The sequence below is a fragment of the Leptospira harrisiae genome (assembly GCF_002811945.1).
GTDB lineage: Bacteria > Spirochaetota > Leptospiria > Leptospirales > Leptospiraceae > Leptospira_A > Leptospira_A harrisiae.
This window is the reverse complement of record NZ_NPDX01000002.1, coordinates 190,604-214,848: the sequence shown is the minus strand read 5'-3', so window position 1 is coordinate 214,848 and position 24,245 is coordinate 190,604. Positions and strand designations below refer to the sequence as shown.

The 24,245-nt window shown below is 37.8% G+C and carries 20 protein-coding genes; 6 read left to right on the top strand and 14 right to left on the bottom strand.

All coding sequences use genetic code 11. From position 1 onward, the window contains the following. Nucleotides 1-2 precede the first annotated feature (2 nt). The 5 genes from CH364_RS10840 to CH364_RS10815 all read right to left on the bottom strand — a co-directional run bounded on the left by CH364_RS10840 (nucleotide 3) and on the right by CH364_RS10815 (nucleotide 9,183). Nucleotides 3-2,453 carry a C1 family peptidase gene (locus CH364_RS10840; protein WP_100743919.1) on the bottom strand — a complete coding sequence of 817 codons (2,451 nt, stop codon included), beginning with the start codon at nucleotides 2,451-2,453 and terminating at the stop codon, nucleotides 3-5. Beyond that, nucleotides 2,450-3,049: a permease gene (locus CH364_RS10835; protein WP_207762261.1), complete on the bottom strand. Its 600-nt coding sequence runs from the start codon at nucleotides 3,047-3,049 to the stop codon at nucleotides 2,450-2,452. The genes CH364_RS10840 and CH364_RS10835 overlap by 4 nt, the downstream gene beginning before the upstream one ends. Before the next feature lie 96 nt (nucleotides 3,050-3,145). Next, entirely contained in the window at nucleotides 3,146-4,846 is a 1,701-nt protein-coding gene (locus CH364_RS10825; RefSeq protein ID WP_100743918.1) for a hypothetical protein, read from the bottom strand. Nucleotides 4,847-4,884: 38 nt separating this feature from the next. Beyond that, nucleotides 4,885-8,259, bottom strand: a complete 3,375-nt coding sequence (locus CH364_RS10820; protein ID WP_100743917.1) for a methylmalonyl-CoA mutase family protein — start codon at nucleotides 8,257-8,259, stop codon at nucleotides 4,885-4,887. Between the two features lie 102 nt (nucleotides 8,260-8,361). Then, nucleotides 8,362-9,183: a lysophospholipid acyltransferase family protein gene (locus tag CH364_RS10815; protein WP_207762286.1), complete on the bottom strand. Its 822-nt coding sequence runs from the start codon at nucleotides 9,181-9,183 to the stop codon at nucleotides 8,362-8,364. Nucleotides 9,184-9,254: 71 nt separating this feature from the next. Here CH364_RS10815 and CH364_RS10810 point away from each other — a divergent pair, with 71 nt between their 5' ends. Both CH364_RS10810 and CH364_RS10805 read left to right on the top strand, forming a co-directional pair. Then, complete coding sequence (locus CH364_RS10810) at nucleotides 9,255-10,265, top strand: phosphatase PAP2 family protein (protein WP_244280409.1); 1,011 nt, start codon at nucleotides 9,255-9,257, stop codon at nucleotides 10,263-10,265. Nucleotides 10,266-10,268: 3 nt separating this feature from the next. Next, nucleotides 10,269-11,546: an oligosaccharide flippase family protein gene (locus CH364_RS10805; RefSeq protein WP_100743914.1), complete on the top strand. Its 1,278-nt coding sequence runs from the start codon at nucleotides 10,269-10,271 to the stop codon at nucleotides 11,544-11,546. Here CH364_RS10805 and CH364_RS10800 read toward each other — a convergent pair. Beyond that, nucleotides 11,524-12,150 carry a hypothetical protein gene (locus CH364_RS10800; RefSeq protein WP_100744730.1) on the bottom strand — a complete coding sequence of 209 codons (627 nt, stop codon included), beginning with the start codon at nucleotides 12,148-12,150 and terminating at the stop codon, nucleotides 11,524-11,526. The genes CH364_RS10805 and CH364_RS10800 overlap by 23 nt on opposite strands. On the opposite strand from CH364_RS10800, the gene CH364_RS10795 reads away from it, so the two are divergent. Beyond that, nucleotides 12,107-13,579, top strand: coding sequence for a hypothetical protein (locus CH364_RS10795; protein WP_243401349.1), 1,473 nt, complete (start codon nucleotides 12,107-12,109; stop codon nucleotides 13,577-13,579). The two genes, CH364_RS10800 and CH364_RS10795, sit on opposite strands and share 44 nt — an antisense overlap. A 5-nt stretch (nucleotides 13,580-13,584) precedes the next feature. Here the strand turns inward: CH364_RS10795 and CH364_RS10790 are convergent, their stop codons facing one another. The 4 genes from CH364_RS10790 to CH364_RS10775 form a co-directional block, all read right to left on the bottom strand. Beyond that, the gene (locus tag CH364_RS10790) at nucleotides 13,585-14,472 is read right to left on the bottom strand and encodes an ATP-binding response regulator (protein ID WP_100743913.1); all 888 of its coding nucleotides are present in this window, start codon (nucleotides 14,470-14,472) and stop codon (nucleotides 13,585-13,587) included. A 63-nt stretch (nucleotides 14,473-14,535) separates the two neighbouring features. Further along, a complete protein-coding gene (locus tag CH364_RS10785) occupies nucleotides 14,536-15,900 on the bottom strand; it encodes a PDZ domain-containing protein (RefSeq protein ID WP_100744729.1) in 1,365 nt (454 codons plus the stop codon). Beyond that, entirely contained in the window at nucleotides 15,887-17,344 is a 1,458-nt protein-coding gene (locus tag CH364_RS10780; protein WP_100743912.1) for a S1C family serine protease, read from the bottom strand. Before CH364_RS10780 ends, CH364_RS10785 begins: the two co-directional genes overlap by 14 nt. Next, complete coding sequence (locus CH364_RS10775; RefSeq protein WP_100743911.1) at nucleotides 17,337-18,170, bottom strand: LIC11113 family protein; 834 nt, start codon at nucleotides 18,168-18,170, stop codon at nucleotides 17,337-17,339. The genes CH364_RS10780 and CH364_RS10775 overlap by 8 nt, the downstream gene beginning before the upstream one ends. A 208-nt stretch (nucleotides 18,171-18,378) precedes the next feature. On the opposite strand from CH364_RS10775, the gene CH364_RS10770 reads away from it, so the two are divergent. The 3 genes from CH364_RS10770 to CH364_RS10760 are packed head-to-tail and all read left to right on the top strand — an operon-like array spanning nucleotide 18,379 to nucleotide 22,367. Continuing rightward, entirely contained in the window at nucleotides 18,379-19,227 is an 849-nt protein-coding gene (locus CH364_RS10770; protein WP_100743910.1) for a sulfurtransferase, read from the top strand. Between the two features lie 59 nt (nucleotides 19,228-19,286). Continuing rightward, nucleotides 19,287-21,521 (top strand): alpha-glucosidase, encoded by a 2,235-nt coding sequence (locus CH364_RS10765; RefSeq protein WP_100743909.1) that lies wholly within the window; start codon nucleotides 19,287-19,289, stop codon nucleotides 21,519-21,521. An 18-nt stretch (nucleotides 21,522-21,539) separates the two neighbouring features. Next, on the top strand, nucleotides 21,540-22,367 hold the full coding sequence (locus CH364_RS10760) for a metallophosphoesterase (protein WP_100743908.1): 828 nt from the start codon (nucleotides 21,540-21,542) through the stop codon (nucleotides 22,365-22,367). A gap of 10 nt (nucleotides 22,368-22,377) precedes the next feature. On the opposite strand, the gene CH364_RS10755 is transcribed toward CH364_RS10760, so the two are convergent. The 4 genes from CH364_RS10755 to fliW are packed head-to-tail and all read right to left on the bottom strand — an operon-like array spanning nucleotide 22,378 to nucleotide 24,218. Next, nucleotides 22,378-22,782 carry an OsmC family protein gene (locus CH364_RS10755; RefSeq protein WP_100743907.1) on the bottom strand — a complete coding sequence of 135 codons (405 nt, stop codon included), beginning with the start codon at nucleotides 22,780-22,782 and terminating at the stop codon, nucleotides 22,378-22,380. Next, on the bottom strand, nucleotides 22,779-23,453 hold the full coding sequence (locus CH364_RS10750) for a lysophospholipid acyltransferase family protein (RefSeq protein WP_100743906.1): 675 nt from the start codon (nucleotides 23,451-23,453) through the stop codon (nucleotides 22,779-22,781). The genes CH364_RS10755 and CH364_RS10750 overlap by 4 nt, the downstream gene beginning before the upstream one ends. A gap of 60 nt (nucleotides 23,454-23,513) precedes the next feature. Next, on the bottom strand, nucleotides 23,514-23,753 hold the full coding sequence (csrA, locus tag CH364_RS10745; protein WP_012390131.1) for a carbon storage regulator CsrA: 240 nt from the start codon (nucleotides 23,751-23,753) through the stop codon (nucleotides 23,514-23,516). A 3-nt stretch (nucleotides 23,754-23,756) separates the two neighbouring features. Beyond that, entirely contained in the window at nucleotides 23,757-24,218 is a 462-nt protein-coding gene (gene fliW, locus CH364_RS10740) for a flagellar assembly protein FliW (protein ID WP_207762285.1), read from the bottom strand. Between the last annotated feature and the right edge of the window lie 27 nt (nucleotides 24,219-24,245).

The window sequence follows — 24,245 nt, the reverse complement described above, 5'->3', positions numbered from 1 at the left end:
TCTTATTTCTCTTTCGTAAAACTCAGTTCCACGCCGTTCTCAAAGTCTTTAACTGATTGGAACTGAGCTAAAGAATTTCCTTCTAAAGACTTAGATATTTCAAATAAAAATCCATTAGTCTTAATCGTTTGACTTCCGGGTGTCCAGGTACCGGAGAATTGACGAACATCTTTATCGTTTAACTTTAATCTTGCGGAAAAAACTTGTCCATTTCCAACAATTTCAATTTCTACCGTTTGTGGTCCTGATTTTGGATTCCAATACATAGAAGTCCAAGTTCCTACAAAGGAACTAGGTAATTCTTCCAATGAAATTGCTCTTTTCTTTACTTGGGTTTTCGGTTCATTCCAAAAGATTGAAACAAAATTGGAATCTTTCGATTCAGCACCAAATTCCGATTTAGATCGGACTGTATATAAAAACAAATCACCTCCGTTTCCTGGAAAAGTTTCACTATAGGAATTTTTTTTACCTTCTACGCTAGCAACAAATTCAAGTTTTCCAACTTTCCCTTTTCCTTTTAAGTGTTTGCGATAAATATAATATTCAAAACTATCTTTAACAGAATCCCACTTCAAAGTTACAAGTTTATCTTTACCAATAGGATTTGATGTCAACAGTTTCGGAGGATTTAGTGTCACACCACCCGCTCTTTTTGTTAGACTAGGATCTGTTTTCCCAAACACCACTTCACTTGGTTCCGCATACCCAAGATCATTTGCAGAAATGATTGTATATAAAAATTGGTCACCATTTTGAATGGATTGATCTGTATCCGTAAATGTTGTTCCTGAAATTTCAAACTGGCCGGAAGGTTCGGCTCTTTCATCAAATCGATATAAATAATAAATCTTTGCCCCAGGAGCTGCATTCCAATTCAAAATAATTTTATTAGAAAAATCTCCGTTTGTTGCTGTTAAATGAGTTACTTGATTAGGCAATAAATTTTGGTCTGCAACGTCAATCACTGCTGCGTCACTCCAAACACCAGCTTGTTTTAATTGTACAATGGCACTCACTCGATAATAATTTGATTCACCAATTTTTGGAGAAGGATCAATGAAATGGGAAGTTTTACTTGTACCTATATTTTTCCATTTTAAAGATGAGTCTGCACGTGCGATTGTATAACCACTGGCTCCATCCAATTCAGACCAACTTAAATCTACATTCGGTAGGGTTCCACTCACATAAACCAAACCAGTAAGACCTACGACTTGACCGATACTCCCGTTTGGATTTGGTTCAGCAGATGTAAATCCTTCCACATCGAAGGATACGTCAGATACTTCTTCTGTACCTATCGATACAAGTCTATACACATAGGTAGAGTTAAGTGAAACGTTTACATCGATAAAACTTGGTTTATCAGAATAAGCTAGATCATAAAATTCAGATTCATCTTTTCTTTGAATCAAATAAGCAACGGCTAAATCTTGATTTTTCCAAGTTAAAATAATCTTTGAGTCAAATTCTCCTTTTGATACTTTAATTTCATCTGGAGGAAGGATTGGTTTTTTTGTTGGTATCGTATTAAGGATTGGTGTACTTTGAGTTGGTGGTTCATCGATAATGGCATAGGTTTCTTGACTTACTTTTGCAAGCATTGAATAAGAAACCCAACCGAATCCTTTATCACCCCAATTGGTTCCCCAAGAGTTTTGTAATTTAAAGGCACCTTTTTTTCCAGATTTTGATTTTTTTTGATCATCGTATCCAACAATTGTCATGGCGTGCCCGCCATAACTTTGGCCACCATTCTCGTCATAAATTGTAGATCCTTTTAATTTATAAAAGGCATCATCTATGATCATACCTACCATCACAACATTCTTACCAGCTAATACCCGTTTAATCTCATCTGGATTTTTATAATTTAATCTAGAGAAGGATTTAATTTTGTATTTAAGTGCTTCTTTTTTTGAAGACTGTGAAGGTTGCGTGAGATAATCTTTATCAGAATAAGGCATACTACTCCAAGGAGCAGCTCCATTAGACTTTAAAAATTCCATAGTTTTATAATAGTACAAACCTTTGTCTTCTCCACCATTTTGTTGGTTGTAAATAAACGCTGGAGAAAAAACAAATTTTCCCTTTCCACCAGCAAATGGAGGATCATATTCTGGTGCCTGTCCTTTGTTTTTTAACAAATAAGATTTGATCGCATAACCAGTGGCCCATGCTACACAACTATTTTGTCTACCTTGGTTTCCGACAGGTGGCATCTGTGAAGACAAATCAATGGCTTTGGGTAATTCTTCAAAGGAATTAAAATCTCTTTTAAGAGGAATACTATCTTGGATTTCTTTGGAACTAGGAATGTATCCACATGAAAATGTTCCCGGCTGACACCCAGGCGAACGAACACTACTTGGATCAAATTCCTCTCCAAAAACAGCACTTGTCAGTAATAAACAAAGTCCTAGCCAATTCCAATTTCGTTTTAGATTCATGGTTTCATCCTCTCTATGATTTGTATGATACTATTTTTTTGTTTCCAATCCGGATTTTTTCGGTCTTCCAACTGGTAATAAAACTTTGATTTGGCGCCTCCAAATAAAAATGAGACGTAGTTATAACTTACACCTGTCAATTGTTCTTTAGGAATTTCTTCCATTGGAAGATGATTGATTTCCAATTGGAAAAGTGAATTCATCCATTTCTGATATATATGCGGTGAAATTTCATTCGAATCATTTACAATCAATTTTCCTTTCTCCACTACTCGGCGCGATAGGATGATCTTCTTTTTTTGTGTTACTAATTGGTATTGTTTTGCAAATCGAAACTCAGGAGCTACTGCACCCGAACTTTCATCCCAAACAAGTTCCATAGGTTGCCAATAGCCTTTTTGGTTTTTAAGGTGTAAAGATCTGTTTGGTTTATGTTTTGATTTCGACTCAGTTATTTTTTTTGTTTTATCTTTCTTATCTGAATTAGAAACATTGGAATGGTTTGAATCAACCTTTGGATTTGGATCTGCTTTTAAGTTTTCCCCTAACAAAACAAAGAAAACCAAAATGAGAAATATATTTACAAAAGAAAACAAAGTGGATCGATCTCATCTTGTTTTCAGAAGAAAACAAGACTTTTTTCTTATTAAAACAGTGTTCGAAAGTTTTAAAGAAATGCTTTTTTGGATAGTTTAACTATTTCCGATTTCTGCTTTCAGCCATTTTTTTTCACCAATCGACTTCTTCATATTTTCAATGAGTGCCACAGTAATGTTGGTATTCAGTTTTATCATATCAGGATCTTGTGCAACAAGAATCATTTCATCGATGATATAATCAATTAAGTTCTCAATTGACTTTCTTCCTGAAGGATCTGTCGCCATTGCTACCGTCGCTTGTGAAACCGCAGAATAAATCGTTAAACTAATTTGTCTGGTAAGATTTGCCTGCATGTCTTTGGGAAGTAACGATATTGGTTTCATATTTGCAGAAACACGTTCCGAAACTTCTGTCACTAAATTTTGAATTAACGCTTGTAAGTTTGGATTCTGAGCAGACTTAGCAATATTTTTGATCGCTACTTTTTTTAATTCATCACGGTTTTGGTCAATGGCATTCACGAGTTGGTCAAGAGAGTTACCCGACTTCACTTCATTTTGTGTTTCTGTAAGGATCTGAATCGTTACAATATCAGAAATTTCTTCTTTGATGATATTGGAATAATAGCGCAATGTTTTACTTATCAAATCATTTCCTAAAATACGGGTGAATTGATTGGTTTGTAACATCAAATAAATTTTATACACCCGAACCAAACGGAAAAAACGAAATGTTGCGATGGGAATGAGTCCCAATACATCGTACCAATGATAAATGGGATATAAAAACCAAGCGATATATGTTTTATTACGAATGGCAATCAGCCAACTAAGGATAAATTCAGCCAAAAAGAAAAATAAAAACGGTGCATCTAACAACAAATAGTTGTTAACAGGGCTTCCATCGGAGGCAATGGCTCGGTAGTAATTCAAAGCAAAATATTCTCTAAAATGAGAATTAAAAAAATCAATTTTTTGTTCGAGTGATCTATTTTGGTCTCTCCAAAACCAAGCAAAGGCCACCACCGTGGATGGAATTCGATCCCTGTTTAAAACTGGATCTAGTTCTTGTCTGAGTTTGAGATCACGAGCCTTTGTTTTATGAGTTTGGTATTCGCTTTTAATATTGGTTTGGATTTCATTCAAAAATTTTGTTTGGCCTGACATCGCAAATGGATTAGTTTCTACAATCTCTAACATCCGTTTGTCCATCTTTTGGAAAATGGACAAAATTTCTTTGGATTCGTTCGTCTCAACACTCAACCGGTTGATAAAAGCATATTTTTCTGATAGGTCACCAAGAGTTGTGATTTCATCGGTTTCTTCTAAAACGTTAAAAAAATCATTGAGTTGAACAAGAGTATCTTCTACTTTTTTTCTGCGGACTTGAGCATCTTCAATTTGAATGGCCGATTCAAAAGTAAGATATAAGAAATCAAACTTTTCACTGGATACTTGTGATTTTAGGGAAGTAAGTGTTTTATAAATTTCTTCTCTAGTAATTTTTCTTTGGTTTTCTCGGAAACTATCATCACGTAGTTGCGTTAAATATTTTAGATCATCCACCAAATCAGTGTAAGCCGTTGTTGTCCTGTGAGTTTCAATTCCTAAAATTGGTTTGTCGTAAAGTTCCAAAATTTCTGGAAACTTATGAAAGTAAAACGGTCGTAAACTCAAATAACTCAAATCAAAAATGATGAGAGCTAAGTTCCCAAGGACAACAAAAACCATCGTTATGTCCCAGAGTAATGGAATCCCCAGTTTGTGTTTTTTGATTAAATCCCAAGAAATCATAGAGTTACCAAGGATAGTTGCCCTACCCTTTCCTTTGTTTACATGTTACGGCGGTACTGACCTCCCACTTCGTACAATGCGTGAGAGATTTGCCCTAAGGACGCCACTTTCACCGTTTCCAGTAACTCTTGAAAGATATTTTCTTTCGCACGAGACACTTGTTTTAATTTTGTAATCGCAAGCTCTGTTTTGTCTTCATTTCGTTTTTGAAACGCCTTCAAATTTCCAATTTGTTGCCTTTTCTCCTCATCTGTCGATCGAATGACCTCACCTGGAATGACGGTAGGCGATCCATTTCGATTGAGGAATGTATTCACACCAATGATTGGATATTCACCTGTATGTTTTAAAGTTTCATAATGGAGGGATTCTTCTTGGATTTTATTCCTTTGGTACATCCTCTCCATCGCACCAAGCACCCCGCCTCTTTCTGTGAGTCGGTTGAATTCGGTTAAGATGGCTTCTTCTACCAAATTGGTAAGCTCTTCAATGATGAAAGCACCTTGTAAAGGATTTTCATTTTTCGCAAGACCTAACTCCCGATTGATGATGAGTTGGATGGCAACGGCTCTTCGAACGGACTCTTCTGTTGGCGTTGTGATGGCCTCATCATAAGCATTGGTATGAAGAGAATTACAATTGTCATAAATAGCATATAACGCTTGCAATGTGGTCCTAATGTCGTTAAAATCAATCTCTTGTGAGTGAAGTGATCTACCCGATGTTTGGATATGATACTTTAACATTTGGGAACGTTCATTGGCTCGGTATTTGAACTTCATTGCCTTCGCCCAAATCCTACGAGCCACACGTCCAATCACGGAATACTCAGGATCAATTCCATTGGAAAAAAAGAAAGATAGGTTCGGAGCAAACTCGTTGATATCCATCCCACGACTTAAATAATATTCTACATAAGTAAATCCATTGGCTAATGTGAAAGCAACTTGAGTGATAGGATTAGCACCAGCTTCTGCGATATGATACCCGCTGATTGACACCGAATAAAAATTGCGAACTGCATTTTGAATGAAATGATGTTGGATGTCTCCCATCATCTTTAAGGCAAATTCTGTGGAGAAGATACAAGTGTTTTGGGCTTGGTCTTCTTTTAAAATGTCTGCTTGCACCGTGCCTCTCACTTGGGACAGGGCATCATTTTTTAATTTTGCATACACATCTTTAGGTAATACTTCATCACCCGTCACACCAAGAAGCATTAGCCCCAAACCATCGTTAGTTTCTGGTAGATCTCCACCAAAACCTGGAACCCCTAGTCCTTTAGCCGCATAAATCTTTTGGATTTGAGACTTAACTTCCTCTGTTTTCCCTTCCGCACGAATGTACTTTTCACAAGCCTGGTCAATGGCAGCATTTAGAAAAAATGCAAGTACCATTGGTGCAGGACCATTGATGGTCATGGAAACCGAAGTGGAAGGATCACATAGATCAAATCCTGAATAAAGTTTTTTAGCGTCATCCAGTGTGGCAACGTTCACACCTGAGTTTCCAATCTTTCCATAAATATCAGGTCGAATGTCTGGATCTTCCCCATACAATGTCACGGAGTCAAAGGCAGTTGACAGTCGTTTGGCGGGCATTCCCGAACTCAAATAATGGAAACGGCGATTGGTTCGTTCTGGTCCACCTTCTCCTGCAAACATACGAGTTGGATCTTCCCCACTTCGTTTGTAAGGATACACTCCCGCCGTATAAGGAAAAAAACCGGGAAAGTTTTCTTGGTAAGACCAATGTAAAATATCACCCCAATCTACAAAACGAGGAGTGGCAATTTTAGGAATTTTTAAATGGCTTAAGGATACTGTATAATTATCAACTTTGATTTCTTTCCCACGAACAAAATAGGAATACTGTTCCTTACGGAAGGATTCGATTTTTTCAGACCATGTATCTAAAATGTTTCGTGAATCAAGTGACAAAGAATCCCATAACAATTGGTATTCGGATTCTAAGTCAGAAGTTGATTTTCCTTTTTTGGATAAAACAGAAATGGCACCTTTTAGTTGGTAGGCGGATCTAGCGATTTCCGCTTCTTTCGTGATCCAATCGGCATTCCTATCAATTTCTTCTTTGATTTCTGTGAGATACCGCACACGATCCGGAGGAAGCACAACAGAGGCTTCTCCACCTTTTTGATTTTTAGCTGAGTTTGTTTTCCAATCTAATTGGCACTTCTTTATCACAACGCCAATCAGATGGGCATAAAGTTCATCTGTCCCTGCGTCTTGGAACTGCGAAGCAATGGTTCCATACACAGGCATCGAATCCACGGTATCATTGAATAAATTACGAGATCTTTGGTATTGTTTTTTAACATCGCGAAGCGCATCAAGAGCCCCACGTTTGTCGAACTTGTTGATGGAAATCACATCAGCATAATCGATCATATCAATTTTTTCCAATTGGGTGGCCGCACCATACTCAGGTGTCATGACGTATAACGAAACATCGGCTACTTCCGTAATTTCGGAATCACTTTGCCCAATACCAGCAGTCTCTACAATGACGAGATCATATCCGGCAGACTTTAAAATTTGAATGGCACCTTTCACACTGCGATTGAGAGCAATGTTTGCTTCTCTTGTCGCAAAACTTCTCATATACACTCGTTCGTTAAAAATCGAATTCATTCGAATCCTGTCTCCGAGGAGTGCCCCACCGGTTTTTCGTTTAGATGGGTCAACTGACAATATCGCTATGGTTTGGTTTGGAAAATCATGTAAGTACCGACGAACGAGTTCATCAGTCAAAGAAGATTTACCGGCACCACCAGTTCCCGTAATCCCAAGGACAGGAATGTTTTTATTCGGTGGAGGAAATTCTAAATTGATGGAATAATTTGTTTTTTCTTGCAGGAGAGAAAATTCCATCTGAGTGATGGCTTGTCCTAGTGCTAAATAATTTTTATTTTGGATTTGAGACGCCAAATCTCCGTTAAATGAAAGTGGAGTAGGGAAATCAGATTTTTTGACCACATCATTGATCATCCCTTGCAAACCGAGAGTCCTCCCCTCATCTGGGGAATAAATATGTGCCACACCGTATTTATGAAGGACTTCAATCTCAGATGGAAGAATGGTTCCACCACCACCACCAAACACACGAATGTGACCTGCCCCTTCTTTTTTCAGAAGATCAATCATGTATTGAAAATATTCCACATGCCCACCTTGGTAACTGGTGATGGCAATTCCTTGTACATCTTCTTGGATGGCACATTGGACAATTTCTTGGACACTTCGATTGTGGCCCAAATGGATCACTTCCACCCCACTTTGTTGCAAAATCCTCCGCATGATATTGATGGAGGCGTCGTGCCCATCAAAGAGAGAGGCCGCCGTCACAAAGCGAATTTTGTTTTGGGGGGTGTAAGTTAAGATTTCGGTGGTCATAGAGAACAACGTTCTAGAATGATTGGTGGAGATTCAATTGTAAAATGTGACGGGAATGACATAGCTTTTGAAACTATGCCATATTTTTTCGAAAGGTCGAGACTAAAGTATGGATTCTGCCTGTTTCATTAGCTCCCTGACGCGATTTTCCAGAACTTCTGTCAGCTCTTTGGCCGCTTTTTTCTCTGGACCCGTTGGGAACTCGGTAGGAAGGATGGGTTTTCCTATCTGGTAACGAATTTTGGTTTTGAAAGCGTCTCCGGTTAAAAATGCCTTAGGTTTGGACATATTCGTCGCACCCACAATTCCGGACGGGATGATAGGGACTCCTGCGCGGATGGCAAGTTTAGCCGCCATTGCACGAAAGGACTGCAATTCACCCGTTTCCGAACGAGAACCTTCTGGATAAATGGAAAGAAGTTCCCCTTCTTTCATGAGGTCCACCATGTAGGTTTCCAGTTTTTCGTAGTAGTCCATGGCCGCCCGTTTGTCCATTTCCGAATCCTTGGCGGCGTTCCGAATGATGGGCATACTTCCCCAGTTGATTAGGTTTTTTTTCACCACACTCCCCAGGGAATTCAGTAACACCTCAATGACTGGTTTGGTTAGGCTTAAAGGGGGGTAATTAAATGGAGAGTTTTTATGATTGATTACGGCCATAATCTCTTCTTGGGGGTGAAAAAGTTCATATTTGCCTAAATAAACGATCTTTCGGTCAGCAAATGCCCCTTGCACAGGTATGTCCAAATAATCCGTATGGTTGGAGATAATGAGAGCCCCACCGGATTCCGGAATGTTTTCTGATCCAGCCACTTTGACATCGTAAATGAGCTCCAGGAGGTTACGAAGGATGGTTTTGGGAACTTCCCTGGGAATGACAAAGAGACTTTCTAAAATATCTGCGGGGTTTTGGTTAGAATCCATAGAAACATCACATATTTCAAAATAAAACTTTATGAAATCAAGTTGGATTTTCATCTTAGATGGAAATTCCTATGAAAGAACTCCTCCTCGCACAGACCTCCCTTTGGTTTTCCCCCCTTCCGCTGGATTCTCTCCATATTTGGGATCCAAGTCTCGGTGGAATCGTCCTTACTATTTCTACGATCTGCCATTATTTAGGAGGGAGTAGTTTTTTCCTCGGTCTCATTTCCTTCGTTTACATCTACTACCGGCCCAAACTCGCTTTTGAACTTTCTTTGGGACTACTCACTTCCGCAGTGATGGTATCTTTATTAAAATTTTATTTAGAAAGCCCAAGACCTTTTCCTTATCCAGAGGCATTTGATGAAAAAGCTTTTGGTTTGCCTTCCGGTCATGCTTATTCGGCAGTTGTCGTCTGGGGACTGTTAGCTTATCGAATTCCCAAACTATGGTTTCGAGTACTGTCTGCTTTGATCATTCTTTTTATGCCATTTTCCAGAATGTATCTCAAAGTGCATTACTTAGGCGATGTGAGTTTGGGTTTTGGATTAGGAGTGGTTCATTTACTGATTCTTTTATTTTTACTCGAACGATTTTATAAAAAAGATTCTGTACCAGCATTTCTACTAACTAAAAATTATCGTACACTTAGTCTGTTAGGAATCGTAGTCACTTTGTCACCGATCTCATTAGACTCTCCCTTTCTTTCCATAGAACATCACCATAGTTTGTCGGGAGTTTTAACTGCAAGTGGTGCCCTGGCAGGTTTTTGGCTTGGAATTCTGTTTTATCCAAGATTTAGTAAACCAGAGTTTTTAGATTGGTCTCTTCCTAAATGGGATTTCACTATCGGAACTAAAAATTTTAACAATTTTTGGATTACGGTTCTTATACGATTGATAGTATTAGGGATATTGATCTTATTACTCTATATAATCCCAGGAATAGTAATCAAAAATACTATATGGAAAGATGATTTGTTTTTAAGATACATCCGTTATTTAGTAGTTGGATTTACATTGGTGTTTTTTGTTCCATTGGTTCTGCAAAAAATCCAAAAAGGAAAGTTTTTGCAAAACTAATACATGCAAAAATTAAAAAAAATATTTCAACTTTTAAAAGTAGAGTTATTAAAAGAAGGAGTTCTCAAAAACTCTTTTTTTGTTAGTAGCTCAAAAGCTTTATCCGCCATCACCAATTTAGTGTTTATGATTTATTCCGTAAATTTGTTAAGCAAAGCGGAAAATGGAAAACTCCAATACTTTTTAGGTTTTTTGCCAGTTGTTTTGGCTGTCGCAGAATTTGGACTACCCAATGCACTCATCAAATACATTTCTCCTATGGCAGAGAAAAAAGAAAATCCAGGTGCCATACTGAGTGCATCATTAAGAATCAAATTTTATTCGTTTTTATTTTTATCGATAGTTTGTTTAATCACTTATCTCACCAGTGATGAAAATTTCTTTGTCTTATTACTTTTGTTATTTGGTGGGATTATCATTTCATTTATTTCCTATTTCGAAAGTTTATTTGTTTCGTATAGAAAATACAAATCTCTTTCTCTCTGGAATCCGCTTCCAAATGTAGTTCGACTTTTATTGTTAATTTATTTATCTGAGTCCAGTATCCATCCGCTTACATATATGGATATACTAGCAATTTTTTGTATCGCACCTATATTTGTTTTATTTTTGTTTTTTTTCTTTTTTGGCAAAGAAGAGATCTCTTTCACCGCAGAACCTGCGGAAGTTCGAACTAATGAAAAAAAACTATTACTCTTTAATCTTTGGGCCTTTGCAGCATCAATTTTTGCTATCCTTTCTGACCGATTGGAAATTTTCTTTTTAAACCAATTTCATCCACCAGAAATTGTTGCCGATTACGGAACCGCCTTGCAATTGTTTAGTGGATTCATCATCATTCTTGCTACTTTTAATTCTATTATTTTTCCAAAACTTGCTCGACTCGCCGAAACAGATGAATTCCCGAACGTCCTAAAAAAGTCAGTATTTTTAGGTGGAATGATAGCAATCGCCTTATCACCCGGAATTTTACTCGCAGAACCCATCTTGACACTGTTATTTGGAACAAAATACACTAACTCAATATCAGTATTTAAAATTTTATATCCAAACTTTTTACTTCAATTGGTTTTTGCACCATTAGGGACGGCGCTGTTTGCTTTGGGATTGCCAAGACTTCTAGCTGGCCTTGCTTTACTTCGTTTGTTATTCGGAGCTATATTCGATTATTGGATCATTCCTGATTGGGGCGCCAACGGTGCCGCCATTTCATTGTTTCTTGGTCAAATAGTATCTTGGCTGTTATTAACCGGTTATTTTATGGCTTATTTTCGGAAGTAACAAACTCATATATTTTTTTGTAATTAGTTTCTAACAATTCCCATTCATTTGGAGATGTATCACCTTCATATATTTTCAGATAAGACTCTTTAACAGATTTTCCAGCTGCCAATGATTCTTTTAATTTCAAAATGACCATCTTCAATTGGATCGAATCGTTTTGGATGTCATAATTCCGATTGATTTTAGTACCTGAAGACATTTCAAATTCACGAACAAACATTTCAGACAAACTCAAAATTCCATATCCACGTGATAAATTAGATTGGAACTCCGATCTGGTTTTTGCCCATGCTAATAAAAACAATGATGAATTTGGATGGTATCCACCTAACAGAGTACCATCGGGGAATTGTAATTTTTGTGAGAATCTAACAATGGCTCGCGAAAGTTCTTTTCTTCTACGAACAGAAAATTTCGTTTTCTCCGCTTCGGTCAAATAAACATAAATGACTGCTTCTTCTTTACTATGATCAGTCTTTTCAAAAAACCGACTCAAATCATGAGAAAAACGAGTGTCAGCTTCCCCATAAGAAAAAATAACCAACAAAAGAGGGAAAATGAGAAGAAATCCATGTCTGTATTTCAAAAGTATTTTCTTCATCCCTACAAGTATCGGGATACTTTCCCTTCTCTTAGTTTCTTTTTTTTCTAATCTTTTTGCTGAGTCCTATTCTGACTCTATTTTTGATGATGACCGGGCCAATCGACATTTCGGACGAGTGGTAGTCAAAGAAAGATCCCAATCGATTCCAACGGGACCAGAGGCGAAGGGATTTGGTTTCCAATCAAATCTCATATCTGGAGGCAAATTCCAATCTCAAAAAGGAGGGTTAGATTCGGAAAAGGCAAATCGTTATTACACACAAGGAATCCTAACTACTCCCAGTTTGTTTTATTATTTGAGCCAAGGATGGAATTTAGCAGTCCTCGTTGCACCAAGGGTGGGAGTCTCCGAAGGAAGGATTGTTGGTAAGGAAGTGAGGACAATTTATGATTCCGAAATCACTGCCCTCGCCTCAAAAGAAATTTCAGGTATCCAAGTGGCCTTGGAAGCGGGTCGTGGATTCAATCGGTTGGACCGGTTTGGATTCTTTTTTGTGGGAATGGCAAATTATGGATCCGTTTCCTTTTTTCATTCATCCGGCCTTCGCATAACAGGGATTCGTTTAAATGCCAAACCAGAATGGGAAAACTGGTCTGCACCTCCTTGGAGCGGATACCGTAGAGAAATTTATGGAGGTCTTCTCAGTTCTGAAAAAACTTTATTTTGGGAAGAGTTTCGTTTTTTTCATTATGTATATACAGATCCCAACCATAATACAAACGGACAAATTCTTTCTGGCCAAAGGGTCTTTGGCCGTTATTCCTACAGTGGAATGGAGTTCCTATCTAAAAAATTTTGGGAAACATGGGCTTTGGATTTGGTGGGCATTCGGCTTCTTGGCGAGTCAAAATCATCCTCGGCTCCCTGGTCTGAAAAACAAATTGCAACGAATTCTTATTTGGGGTATTTGTCTCTTCACTCCCAAGGTGAAAAATTTAGTTTTGCTTTATCAGGCCTTGTGACCAAAAAAGATTCAAAAGATAGGTTAGATTCAAATAGCAATGGTTATGCGTCCAATTTCGCAGAACCAAGAGTTCTCGGTGGATATTCTTCATTTTTATTATATCAGACTTTGGATTTAGTAAATCCACCTCAGTTTCGAGATGTACCCACACGAGAAAATCCCAACTTTGAAAACAAAGGAAATCGAATTTATGGAATCCAAATGGGTATGGATTGGAATTCTTTTTTCCGCACAGATTTATTTTTAAATCGGTCCGATTCTGCATTAGGAAAAGGAAATGAGATCATCGGGAAAGTTAGTTTTTTATCGAATGAATTCGGTAAGTTATTTGCACAAGCGAGTGCTTCTTATGCGGTGATGGATCCTCGCAAAACCCGTGTATTGATTACAGAACCATTTACAGAGGAAGAACCAAAAAAAGAATACCTTCGGTTTTACCTTTCCTTAGGGATCCAGTTTTAATTGGATTACATTAGTTTGTACCAAGTTTTGAAAAACCTAACTTCATTACCTTTTTCATTATAAACAATAGAATCAATATTCATCTTTGCAAGAAAGATCCCCCTTCCACTGACTAAATTGGCAGCAGGATTCACTACAGGATTTGGTATTTGGCTAACAGCAAATCCAGTCCCTTCATCACGAATCACAATTGTAATTCCAACGTCATCCATTGAAATTTCTACAAATACAAAAGAATTGTTTTCTGCGCAGCGTGCATCGACTAACTTAAAATAGTCTTCGTTGGCTTCTAGACACTCTTGTTTTTCAGCATAACTCACACCAGCTACACCGTGTTCTATGGCATTTGCCAATAATTCATATAAAACAATTTTAATGGAAATCAAATCCTCATGAGTCGCTAAGGGAGAATTTAAAATTTGTTTTACGATAAAAGCAATATAGGAATTTAATTTTTTAATTTGTGGGCGAAGTTTGATTCTACAATCAGCACTAAACTGAATGATTTCACCACTATTAAAGAGAAGACTTAAATCAATGTCTGCATTTTCAAATTTTTTGATCCGTGAACGAAGCGCTTCCATTCGGAAAGGCTTCAGGAAAAAGTCAACTGCTCCCATTCTAAATACGTCGATAGCAATTTGAATGTCACTATCGCCTGTAATCACCAAAAAAGGGGTTTGATTCCCGTCCGCCCTCAGTTTTTGAATGAATTGAATTCCATTTAATTTTGGTAAGCTGATATCAGAAATAATGAGATCAAAAGTATTCTGATTCGAAATCGCAAGTGCCTCCAACCCATCGGAAGCAAGGGTGACATTAAATTCATCTTTGAAGTATTCCCAGAACAATTCGCGGATTGTATCTTCGTCATCAACAAAAAGGATTTTCATAGAGTGGAGTCTTAGAGTAAAGGGAACTCCAATCTATAACAATTGTAAATCTATTTTTAAGTTTTAGTCTTCTAAGTTGTAGGCACGGCCCAATTTATAAGTCAGTTGCAATTCTTGTTGGAGATCCAAAATTTCCCTACGCGTAAAAAATGCGATTTTTCCACCGGACAGCTCAAACGCATAATAGGTGGTCTCTTCCGACTGGAGCAGGGTTTTTAATTGGCTAAGAGACGTAACTCGTGTTCCATTTACCTTCTCTAATACCAAATCCTGAAATTCTTGGTATCCTAGGTTCCCTTCTAGGGGAAAAACACGACTTAAAATCACGATCTTTTCCCGAACAGGGTGCACTTTCTTCTGGTAGTAGTCGGAAAGATAAACTAGTTTTTTTTCCGACTTCACTCGGTATTCGGAACCAAACTCTTTTAAATACGCATTCGTAAGTTCCGTAAAGAAAAATCCACCAACAATCAAATACAATGGTTTTCTTTTTTTGGCTTCTTCCGGAATTAAAAAATCATTCGAATCGTAAGCTCTCAAATCATAAATTACATTCTGGTTTTGGAAATTTCTATGGAGTTTCAACTGAACAGTTTCACCTAACTCACGCAAAGTGCCATTTGGTTTTCGCAAAATCAAATCATATACTTTATCTGTACGATCCCAATCATCAATCTTTGAAAGAGGACTTGAATTGATTTCTGTGATTAAATCACCAGGAAACAAATTGTAAGCAGGGCCAACACCAGGTACCACCTCAGTCACTAAAAGTGGGTTGGTATTATTTTTTGAATAATACTCACGTTCTGATGGAGTTAAATTCACATCAAATACCAAACCTGGGTGTGGAAACGGTTTTCCCTCTGTCCGGTAAAATGCTTCCACATATTCTGTTGGAATTAAAAATTCAGCAACAGTTACACCACATAACACTTGATTTTTGAAAAGAAAGTCAGATTCTTCAGATGTTTTTTTCTCAAGTAAGAATACTTTGATTGGCGTTTTAGAAAATGGGAGAAATACATAACGAGACTTACCCGTTGGGCAATGTTTGGCGGCTGATTTGGAATCCAAAACCACAGATTTAGGGAGTTTAGGAACCTCTCTGGTTTCCAAAAGAATAAAACCTGATTCTTCATCATAAGATTTGATTCCTAACTTGGGAACTGAATAATCGAAAGATTCAAATTCAGCAAATACGGGATTTTGTTTTGGTAACGTAACTCCAAAAAAAAGGCCTTTGCCTAAATAAATTAAATTTAACTTTCTAGAAAAAGGTTCTCCTACAAGCCAAGGATTTTGGTGGCTTGTTTTTTGGAATGTAATCCTAGATTCGATAACTCGTTTATCTTCGAAATCCTCAGCACCAAGCGAAAATAAGGTGGTAACAATCGAAAAAATTACAAAAATAAATTTAAAACTCTTCATAATTTGCACCATATCTTTTTTTCACACGTTGGTTCATTTGGTAAATAGACTCTGGCCTAAGCACAATGGGCAAATCCATCCCTCGAAACCTGAGAACAATAAAACCTTTTTTTTCATTTTTCCAAATAGTTTTAAATTCATTTAAATCTTTCGGTACTTTTCCGTTAATCGACTCAACAACTTTGTATTTATACTTTTTATACTTTGAAGTTTCAGGATCATTGAATGTATAACTCAACACTATATCCCGAGTGGTATATCTGTATAATAAATCTTGAATGAAATAACTATAATGATATTTTAAAGAACTATCCAAGTCCCCATCTTCCGAATGAAAAAAAGACCTCGTAATTGGCTGAAAAACAAATCCAGCCTGTAAAAAATAATCTTCCGTAGAGTCCCGATATAAATCCAAAGCATAGTTTTTCTGAAGGTTCACTTCCGCATCGTAACGTTTGCCTGCTCTGTAATAGCTTACCGCCACTTTGGTATTTAATTGTTTGTTTTCGATCCAATCGATAATGAATTCTTTTTTATTTGACTCAGTAATTTCCCCATCATTCGAAAGAGATAAATTATCAACTGCAAAGACAAAATCCTTTTCTTTTAAAACCTTTGAAAACGTAGAAGAAGGATAAATTCGATTCACAAAGATTCCGGTTTGGTTGGCAGGAACCTTCATGGCTTGTTTCAAACTTTTTGGATTTCCATTTTGAAAAGTAAATCCTATGTTAGGAAAGCCATCATATTTTCCGTCATTGATATCTTCTAAAAAATGACGAATGATATCATTTGATATCAGATAAGCAATTCCTTGTTCTAAAGTACTAATTTGAAATACAAGACCAACCACTTTTCCATTTTGAACGGCAGGGCCACCTGAATTTCCTGGTTGGATATTTGCGTTGATCTTTAAAACATTTCGATAATCTAACCCAGAGTAAGTATAACGATTTTTTTCAAAACGAAGGATAGATCCTTTTTCAACTGACAAACTATCATTTCCATTTGGAAAACCTAATAGTAATACATCCGAACCTAAATTTGGAATTCCTTCTAAAAAGGAAAGAGTAGTGGTTTGTTCCGAAAATTCAGGATCGTTTACTTGTAACAAAGCCAAATCACAATCATAACCAATATATTTAACATCAGCTATATATTCTTTTTTAGTAAAACTGCTTCTGATTAAAATTCGTTTGGCATCGCGAACGACATGTGCATTTGTCAAAATGGTTTGGTTTGGTAAAACTAATCCAGATCCAAACCCCGTGTACAAATTCTTTTTCATCCATGGTTGAGTTTTATTTTCTGTATTAAATCCTTCATTACGAATAAGAACCACGGAACGAAAAATAGAATCAACAGCTGGTTCAGGATCTACCTGTGCCAACAAAGAATAACTCATAAGAAAAAAGAAAAAACTGAATTTAATTAATTTATTCATAATACAAAACGATTTTCTCCCAAAAGGTTTGCGTTTCGGTAATTTTTTTCAAAACGGCATTTCCTAAAACTCGATCACCAGGTTTTGGATCTTTCCAAATCGTATTTGAAGTTACCAAATCACCAGATGAAGTTGATGGCACGCGAATCAAACTATATACTGAATCGCGAATACACGTAATACGAAACACATAAGATACCGTTTGGTCCCAATAAAAACTCTCATCCTTTTCGATAAACTCCAGTGGACAAGAAGAATCAAAAAACACTTCAATATTGGAAGGAACTTCTTTTCTTCTTTTGGGATTTTGAGATATAGATTTAAAATAAAATAAATTAGGATTCTGAATGGGTTTGTATGAGTTGATCGTTTGTTTGTTTTCCGTGACAACAGGGATCTCTTTTTTTGGAGGATAATCCAATTCGGTATCATCCGTATTCAATCTGGCCAGTGTTTTTGCTTCACCCACTACAAGACCGGTTTCAATTTCTAAATACTGTTTTTTTCCGATATGATGGATGGCTCTCAATTGAAATTTCCCAACTTCAAGTTTCCTTTTTTGATTGGATTGGAATTGGATGAGTAGAGGTTCCGAATCAGTTTGACAACTGAATCGAAAGTATGTGACGGATGAAATACGGGATGCAGGTACAATTTGACAAGTTCCATCATCCATCAGAAACCTTTGATGCGAACGTATTTGTTTTTTGATTTGGGAGGATGGTTTTTTTTCCTTCCATGATTCCACTTCCATCTTTAGCGATTGCAACGAAAGATAAGTCTTTGTGCGGTCCGCAAAAACAACTTCTGTTGCCAAAAAAAACAAAATCAATCCAAAGTATATGTGCAGCTGCCTAATCATGAAATACCGATTACAGTGATTATCGGCTGGTCTACCCAGTAGAATCAACTGGCATCCAATTGATTTCTTTTCTCATTATGTCTCAAACCAGAGATGAACTTTTTTTTTGGTTTTCAGACTTTCAAAAATTCGAGGGGTGGAAAAGTAATGTAAGAAATAGGAGAATACTTTTTTGAACTGGAACTTTCTAAAAACCGAAATAGAACCTGGTGACTTCCTCATCGATTGTCGTTCCCAATCAGCATATGAAGAAGAAACTTTGGAAGGTGCTTACTACTATCCATTTATCAAAAAAGCATTCGGATCTGATCCAGAATCACAAAAGAAATTGTACGGACCAATGGTAGCCGTAGTACAAGAATTTCAAAAATCAAAAAAAACACGAATCATCGTTTTCGACGAGGGAATGGGAATGTTTTCCACTCGGATGGTGTATTTACTTCGTGGGATGGGCATCAAGGATGCCTATGTTCTTGGGCAAAAATGGCCTGCCACTGGAAAAAAGGCCAAAGGCGATCTAAAAATAGAACCTCCGATCGCAGACAAAGTAAAACCCATTGAAGGCGTTGTAGACAAAGCCTTTATGGAACGAAATCTTACTAAACTCCAAATTTTTGATGCGAGGACCATGGACGAATATGAAGGCCGATTGCCTCGCCTCACTGCTCCAGAAGAAGGAACTCTTTGCGGACGTTTGCCTGGGGCATTTTTATGGGATTGGAGAAACTTATACGATGGAGAGGCAAATCTTATCGAACGCTCTCTTTTCAAAAAACGCCTGAATGGATTTCCTTTTATGCCAGAACGACCTACTGTGATTTACGATTACAATGGCGCTCGCTCTTGTTTACTTGCTCTGATGTTACGTGAAGCCGGTTATATTGATGTCACTACTTACCAAGGTTCTTGGTTTGAATGGAGAAAATCTAGCCTACCAAAACAAGCAGTGGCTGTTTTTGGCGCCAAACAAGGGGCGGCGGCGGCACCTCGTGTTGGTGGAGTCGATCGCAAGAAAGTTTAAAAAAGAATTTACGAAACCTCAAACCATCGATCCACTAATCTCTGCTCCTGGAGGGGTCGATGGTATTTCGTTTGATTTCTTTATCTCTATCACTGTTCTTTTTGGAATGTGCCTCTCGCATCATTTCTAGTCTTCCGATTTCAGAAGAATCTTATTCCCTCACTCAAAAAGTCCAATGGATTCAATCAAGAAATGAATTCACATTAAGAAACCAATCGCAGGGAAGAGACTTTATCAAACTTTCCCTTGAAGAGCCATTTCTTTTGTCATACACCAAAGAAACGATATCCAAATACCGAATGGCTTCCTTTCAATTTAAAGAAAGTCTACTAAAATCTTGCACTAAACAATCCATAGACGAAATCAAAAAAGAACCTGGGAGAGTTACCATTAAAGGGAAGTTAAGTGGTAAAGACTGTTCCACTGATTACCAAATTCTTTTCCAAACTAAATCGGATAACGAAGTGGAATTTAAAATCTCGCTTTCTGATCCCACCTTAAACAGAATTCAGTTCCAATACGGTTCTTCACCTGATGAAAAAATCTTTGGTTTAGGAGAACAATTCACTTATGATGAACTCAAAGGAAAAACTCCCTTTTTATTTACAGAGGAACAAGGAGTAGGACGGGGAGACCAACCGATCACTGCCGGAGCAAATCTTATGGCTGGTGCCGGTGGAAACGCATACACAACTTACGCTCCCATCCCCCACTACATCACTTCCGAAAACCGTTCGGTTTTTTTCGAAAACAGCGGTTATGCGAATTTTGATTTTACTAATTCTAAAAAAACAAAAGTGGAATTTTGGGATTTCCAATCCGAAAAATCACTAACCGGAACCATTTGGATTGGAACCTCTTCTAAATCACTCATCGAAGCATATACTAAAAAAACAGGTAGATTCCCAAAACTCCCTGATTGGGCTTACGGAACTTGGCTCGGTGTCCAAGGGGGAACAGAAAAAGTTTCTGCCATCGTCAAACAAGCAAAAGATGCAGGTAATCCTGTCACGGCTCTTTGGATCCAAGATTGGTGTGGACGCCGAGTTACCAATTTTGGCGACCAACTCAAATGGCGGTGGTATGCGGATGATTCTTTGTACCCTGATTTTAAAAAATTTGTAAAGTCAATGAATGACCAAAACGTACAAGTATTAGGTTATATTAATTCCTTCTTAGCCGATACCGATCCTAAAAAACCGGGAGATGATTTTACAAACCCGCTTCTAGCAGAAGCAAAATCAAAAGGATACTTGGTCAAAAATTCCAATGGTGAGGATTACCTTATCCAAACCGTTGGGTTCCCCGCTTACCTCATTGACTTGACCAATCCTGCGGCCGTTCGTTGGACGAAGGATCTCATCAAAAAAAATATGATCGGAATGGGTCTATCTGGTTGGATGGCCGATTTTGGAGAATGGTTACCGTATGATGCAAAATTGTATTCTGGAATTGATGCCAAAATCTATCACAACCGTTATCCAGTAGATTGGGCAAAAATCAATCGAGAGGCCATAAAAGAAGCAGGAATGGAAGGAAAAATTGTTTTCTTCACAAGAGCTGGATACAGTTATTCCAATGCCCACTCCACTCTCTTTTGGGAAGGAGACCAAATGGTAAGCTTTGGTACCAATGATGGCCTTCCTTCTTCCATCATCGGACTCACAAGTTCGGGTATCAGCGGTTATGCGTTAAATCATAGTGATATTGGTGGATACACAACCATTTCCAATCCACTCAGAAATTACCATAGATCCAAAGAACTTCTATTACGATGGGCAGAAGCCTCAGCTTTCACACCTGTTTTCCGCACTCATGAAGGAAATAAACCTCTCAAAAACTGGCAAGTGTATACTTATACCAAACCGGATGGAACCAAATCTCTTAGTGATGACGATACAGTTGCCTTATTTGCAAAAATTGCAAAAATCCATTTTGCTCTAAAACCATATATTCAAAGTTTGGTGGAAGAAGCTTCAAGAACAGGAATCCCAGTAGTCCGACACAATTACCTAGTCGAACCAGAAGATAAAAATTTGTTAAAATACAAATATCAGTTTTTTTTAGGAGACGATCTTCTCGTGGCTCCTGTGGTGGAAAGTGGAGAAATTGTTCAGGAAGTATATCTTCCTCGTGGAAGATGGTTACATCTGTGGACTGGAACGACTTATGATGGCTACAGAAAGATCCAAGTTTCGGCACCCGTTGGAAAACCTCCTGCATTCGTACGTATTGGTGGAAAGTCAGAAGACCTCATTCGTAATTCCATTAGTTCCATTCGCAATAAAGATTAAATAAGGAGACAAACTCAAATGAAATTTGCATTGATCGGTGACATCCACGGATATTGGAACCAAAAAGATATCGCATACTTCAATGCTTCTGATTATGATTGTTTGTTTTTTACAGGAGACCTTCGTGGAAATCCAAAACTTGGAAAACTTTCTTTCCAAGGTCTCACCAAACGTGCGTATATGATACCGGGAAATTGGGACGGGATGAGTTTAACATCTATCATTGGAGAAGTGATCCAATCCAAACTCCTGATCCAAAGTGGGCAAATTGGCCAAATCAGAAGGATGAAAAAACTTTCTAACATGGTAAAACCAATCAGCTTACTTGGATACAGTTCCCTAGTGTTGTCTCAAGAATTGGATTTGAGTCTTATCGTTGGTCGACCTCATGCGATGGGTGGGGGACTCAGTTTTGCACCTTATATGAAAAAAACCTATATGGTTTCTAATATCGTAACATCGATCGATAAATACAAACGTCTGATCGATGGAACCAAAGAAAAAAATTTATTCTTTCTTTCGCATAACGGGCCCTTTGGTTTGGGTGCTGCTAAAAATTCAATTTATGGAGCAGAATTTAAAAAAGAAGGTGGGGATTGGGGAGATATGGATCTCACAGAAGCCATTCATTACGCAAAATCCATTGGGAAAAAAGTTCCTTTGGTTCTTTCGGGTCATATGCACCACTCCATTAGCAAAAAGAAAGAACGAGAAACCCATGAATACGCAGGCGGAACTTTTTATGTAAATGGAGCAAAAGTCCCAAGGATCCAAGAAGGAAAAAATTTCCATACAAAGATCGAATGGGACGGTGGTTCTGCCACAGTCATCCCACTTTGGGTTTAGCAATCATTCACTAACCCAGAAAGGTTTGAATTTCAATTTTTCCCGAAAGAATTTTATGAATCGGACAAGCATTGGCAACCGCAAGTAACCTTTCCCTTTGTTCTGTGCTTAAATTTCCAGAAAGAATCACAACTCTTGTAAATTGATGGTCTTCGGACGATCGTTTATCGATTGTTACATGAACTTCCACAGAATCCAAAGGATATTCTTTTTTATCTGCATACATTCTTACTGTGATGGAAGTGCATGCACCTAAAGAAGAAGCAAGTAATTCTGTAGGCATTGGCCCGAGGTCCGTACCTTCTTTTTCTTTTGGCTCATCAGAGATCCAATGATGTTTTCCTGCGCTAATTTTAGTTTCATACTTTGTTTTGGCTGTGGATACGACCACCTTATCTTCAAACACTGCTGTCATTGGGATTCTCCTTTATGAATTCTTTCTGCTTCCAAAATCGCACGGTTCCGATTGTTTAGCATAGCATCTTCCACCTTTAGACGTATCTGTTCAAACTCTTCTTCATTTAAATTACGAGGAACAGAAATGGGTTCTCCATAAGATACGACAAAGGTTGTGAAGGGTTTAGGAACTCTATGTTTGTCCCAAGCTCTTTCTAAAATCCACTGCCTGCTACATTCATAATGAAAGGGAACAATGGGAACTTGAGTGACCTGCGCTGCTGCAATGATTCCTGGTTGGAGAATGAAGGCGGGTCCACGCGGGCCGTCAGGCGTAAAAGCTGCAGGTAGTCCTTTTTTTAAATGTTGGATCACAGCCTTTAATGCTTTTGATCCACCTTTGGAACTACTACCCCGAACACTTGTGTTTCCAAACCTATGAACGACTTGGTTGATATAATCCCCGTCTTTGGATTCAGAAATCAAAACAGCAACGTTTTTCCCCCGATGCAAATACGGAGAGTACAAAACGTTCGTATGCCAAATGGAATAGATAAAAGGTTTTTTGTTTTTGAATAAATCTTCGTATTGTTCGTTTGTCAAAAAACGAAACCTGGAAGTAAGGCCAATCAAACGTTGGAACCATACTACGATGAGTGGCAACAACCAAACTAAAATTTTACGTTTCAATGATAGTGTGACTCCCTAGAGCTTGGCTCCAGAGAAACTTAAATCGAAAGAAAGATCAAGTTAAGTTTTCTTTTTGAACAAATCACCAAGTTTACCCAAATCTTCTGGTTTGATATTGGTTCCGGCTGCTTTTTTGTTTTCTTCCTGAATTTCTTTATATACTTCTGCACGATGGACAGAAACATTTTTGGGAGCTTTGACACCAATCTTGACTTGGTCACCTTTGATATCGACAATCACGATTTCGATATCATCACCAATCATAATGGACTGGTTGCTTCTCCTCGCAAGAACTAACACGAGCTATACCTTTTCGGAAGACATCTCTTCCATAGATTCAATGATGTTTTTTCGAATGGGATGATTTTCGTCCCGAGAAATACATTGTTTGCCCTTCCCCTCTTTTCCATTCAAAATGATAGGGCCCTGCAAATTAGCGGTCATTCCTTTGGGATTGTCATGAGGAATGGTAACAATCAAAAAAATGAGACCTTCCTTCCATGAGGTAAGACCAATGTCGTGTAATTCCTCATCAGAAACGGCTGGTTTATAATCATTCATAAACAGTTCTGGTTGGATGACGATAAACGCAAGGCCTGATTCCTTAGTGGATTGTAACCATTTGAATGGACTTTCTGGACTTTCTTCGATGAGAGCATATTCATCAAATTCATCAAATCCAAGTAACCCTTGTGGGAATTTTAGAATTTGTTTAGAGTCCACTTGGATAGTTCCGAAAGGTTTTGTGTGAATCGTTACCGACATTCTAGTTCCTGTACTTTCTATTCTTTC

What these genes read in the sequence shown, in the direction of transcription:
- CH364_RS10755 (WP_100743907.1), bottom strand. Translation starts at nt 22,782, where the DNA reads ATGACAGCAGTGTTTGAAGATAAGGTGGTCGTATCCACAGCCAAAACA.
- CH364_RS10765 (WP_100743909.1), top strand. Translation starts at nt 19,287, where the DNA reads ATGGTATTTCGTTTGATTTCTTTATCTCTATCACTGTTCTTTTTGGAA.
- CH364_RS10840 (WP_100743919.1), bottom strand. Translation starts at nt 2,453, where the DNA reads ATGAATCTAAAACGAAATTGGAATTGGCTAGGACTTTGTTTATTACTG.
- CH364_RS10815 (WP_207762286.1), bottom strand. Translation starts at nt 9,183, where the DNA reads ATGGATTCTAACCAAAACCCCGCAGATATTTTAGAAAGTCTCTTTGTC.
- CH364_RS10785 (WP_100744729.1), bottom strand. Translation starts at nt 15,900, where the DNA reads ATGAAGAGTTTTAAATTTATTTTTGTAATTTTTTCGATTGTTACCACC.
- CH364_RS10790 (WP_100743913.1), bottom strand. Translation starts at nt 14,472, where the DNA reads ATGAAAATCCTTTTTGTTGATGACGAAGATACAATCCGCGAATTGTTC.
- CH364_RS10780 (WP_100743912.1), bottom strand. Translation starts at nt 17,344, where the DNA reads ATGAATAAATTAATTAAATTCAGTTTTTTCTTTTTTCTTATGAGTTAT.
- CH364_RS10810 (WP_244280409.1), top strand. Translation starts at nt 9,255, where the DNA reads ATGAAAGAACTCCTCCTCGCACAGACCTCCCTTTGGTTTTCCCCCCTT.
- CH364_RS10820 (WP_100743917.1), bottom strand. Translation starts at nt 8,259, where the DNA reads ATGACCACCGAAATCTTAACTTACACCCCCCAAAACAAAATTCGCTTT.
- CH364_RS10760 (WP_100743908.1), top strand. Translation starts at nt 21,540, where the DNA reads ATGAAATTTGCATTGATCGGTGACATCCACGGATATTGGAACCAAAAA.
- fliW (WP_207762285.1), bottom strand. Translation starts at nt 24,218, where the DNA reads ATGTCGGTAACGATTCACACAAAACCTTTCGGAACTATCCAAGTGGAC.
- CH364_RS10800 (WP_100744730.1), bottom strand. Translation starts at nt 12,150, where the DNA reads ATGAAGAAAATACTTTTGAAATACAGACATGGATTTCTTCTCATTTTC.
- CH364_RS10805 (WP_100743914.1), top strand. Translation starts at nt 10,269, where the DNA reads ATGCAAAAATTAAAAAAAATATTTCAACTTTTAAAAGTAGAGTTATTA.
- CH364_RS10825 (WP_100743918.1), bottom strand. Translation starts at nt 4,846, where the DNA reads ATGATTTCTTGGGATTTAATCAAAAAACACAAACTGGGGATTCCATTA.
- CH364_RS10795 (WP_243401349.1), top strand. Translation starts at nt 12,107, where the DNA reads ATGAGAAGAAATCCATGTCTGTATTTCAAAAGTATTTTCTTCATCCCT.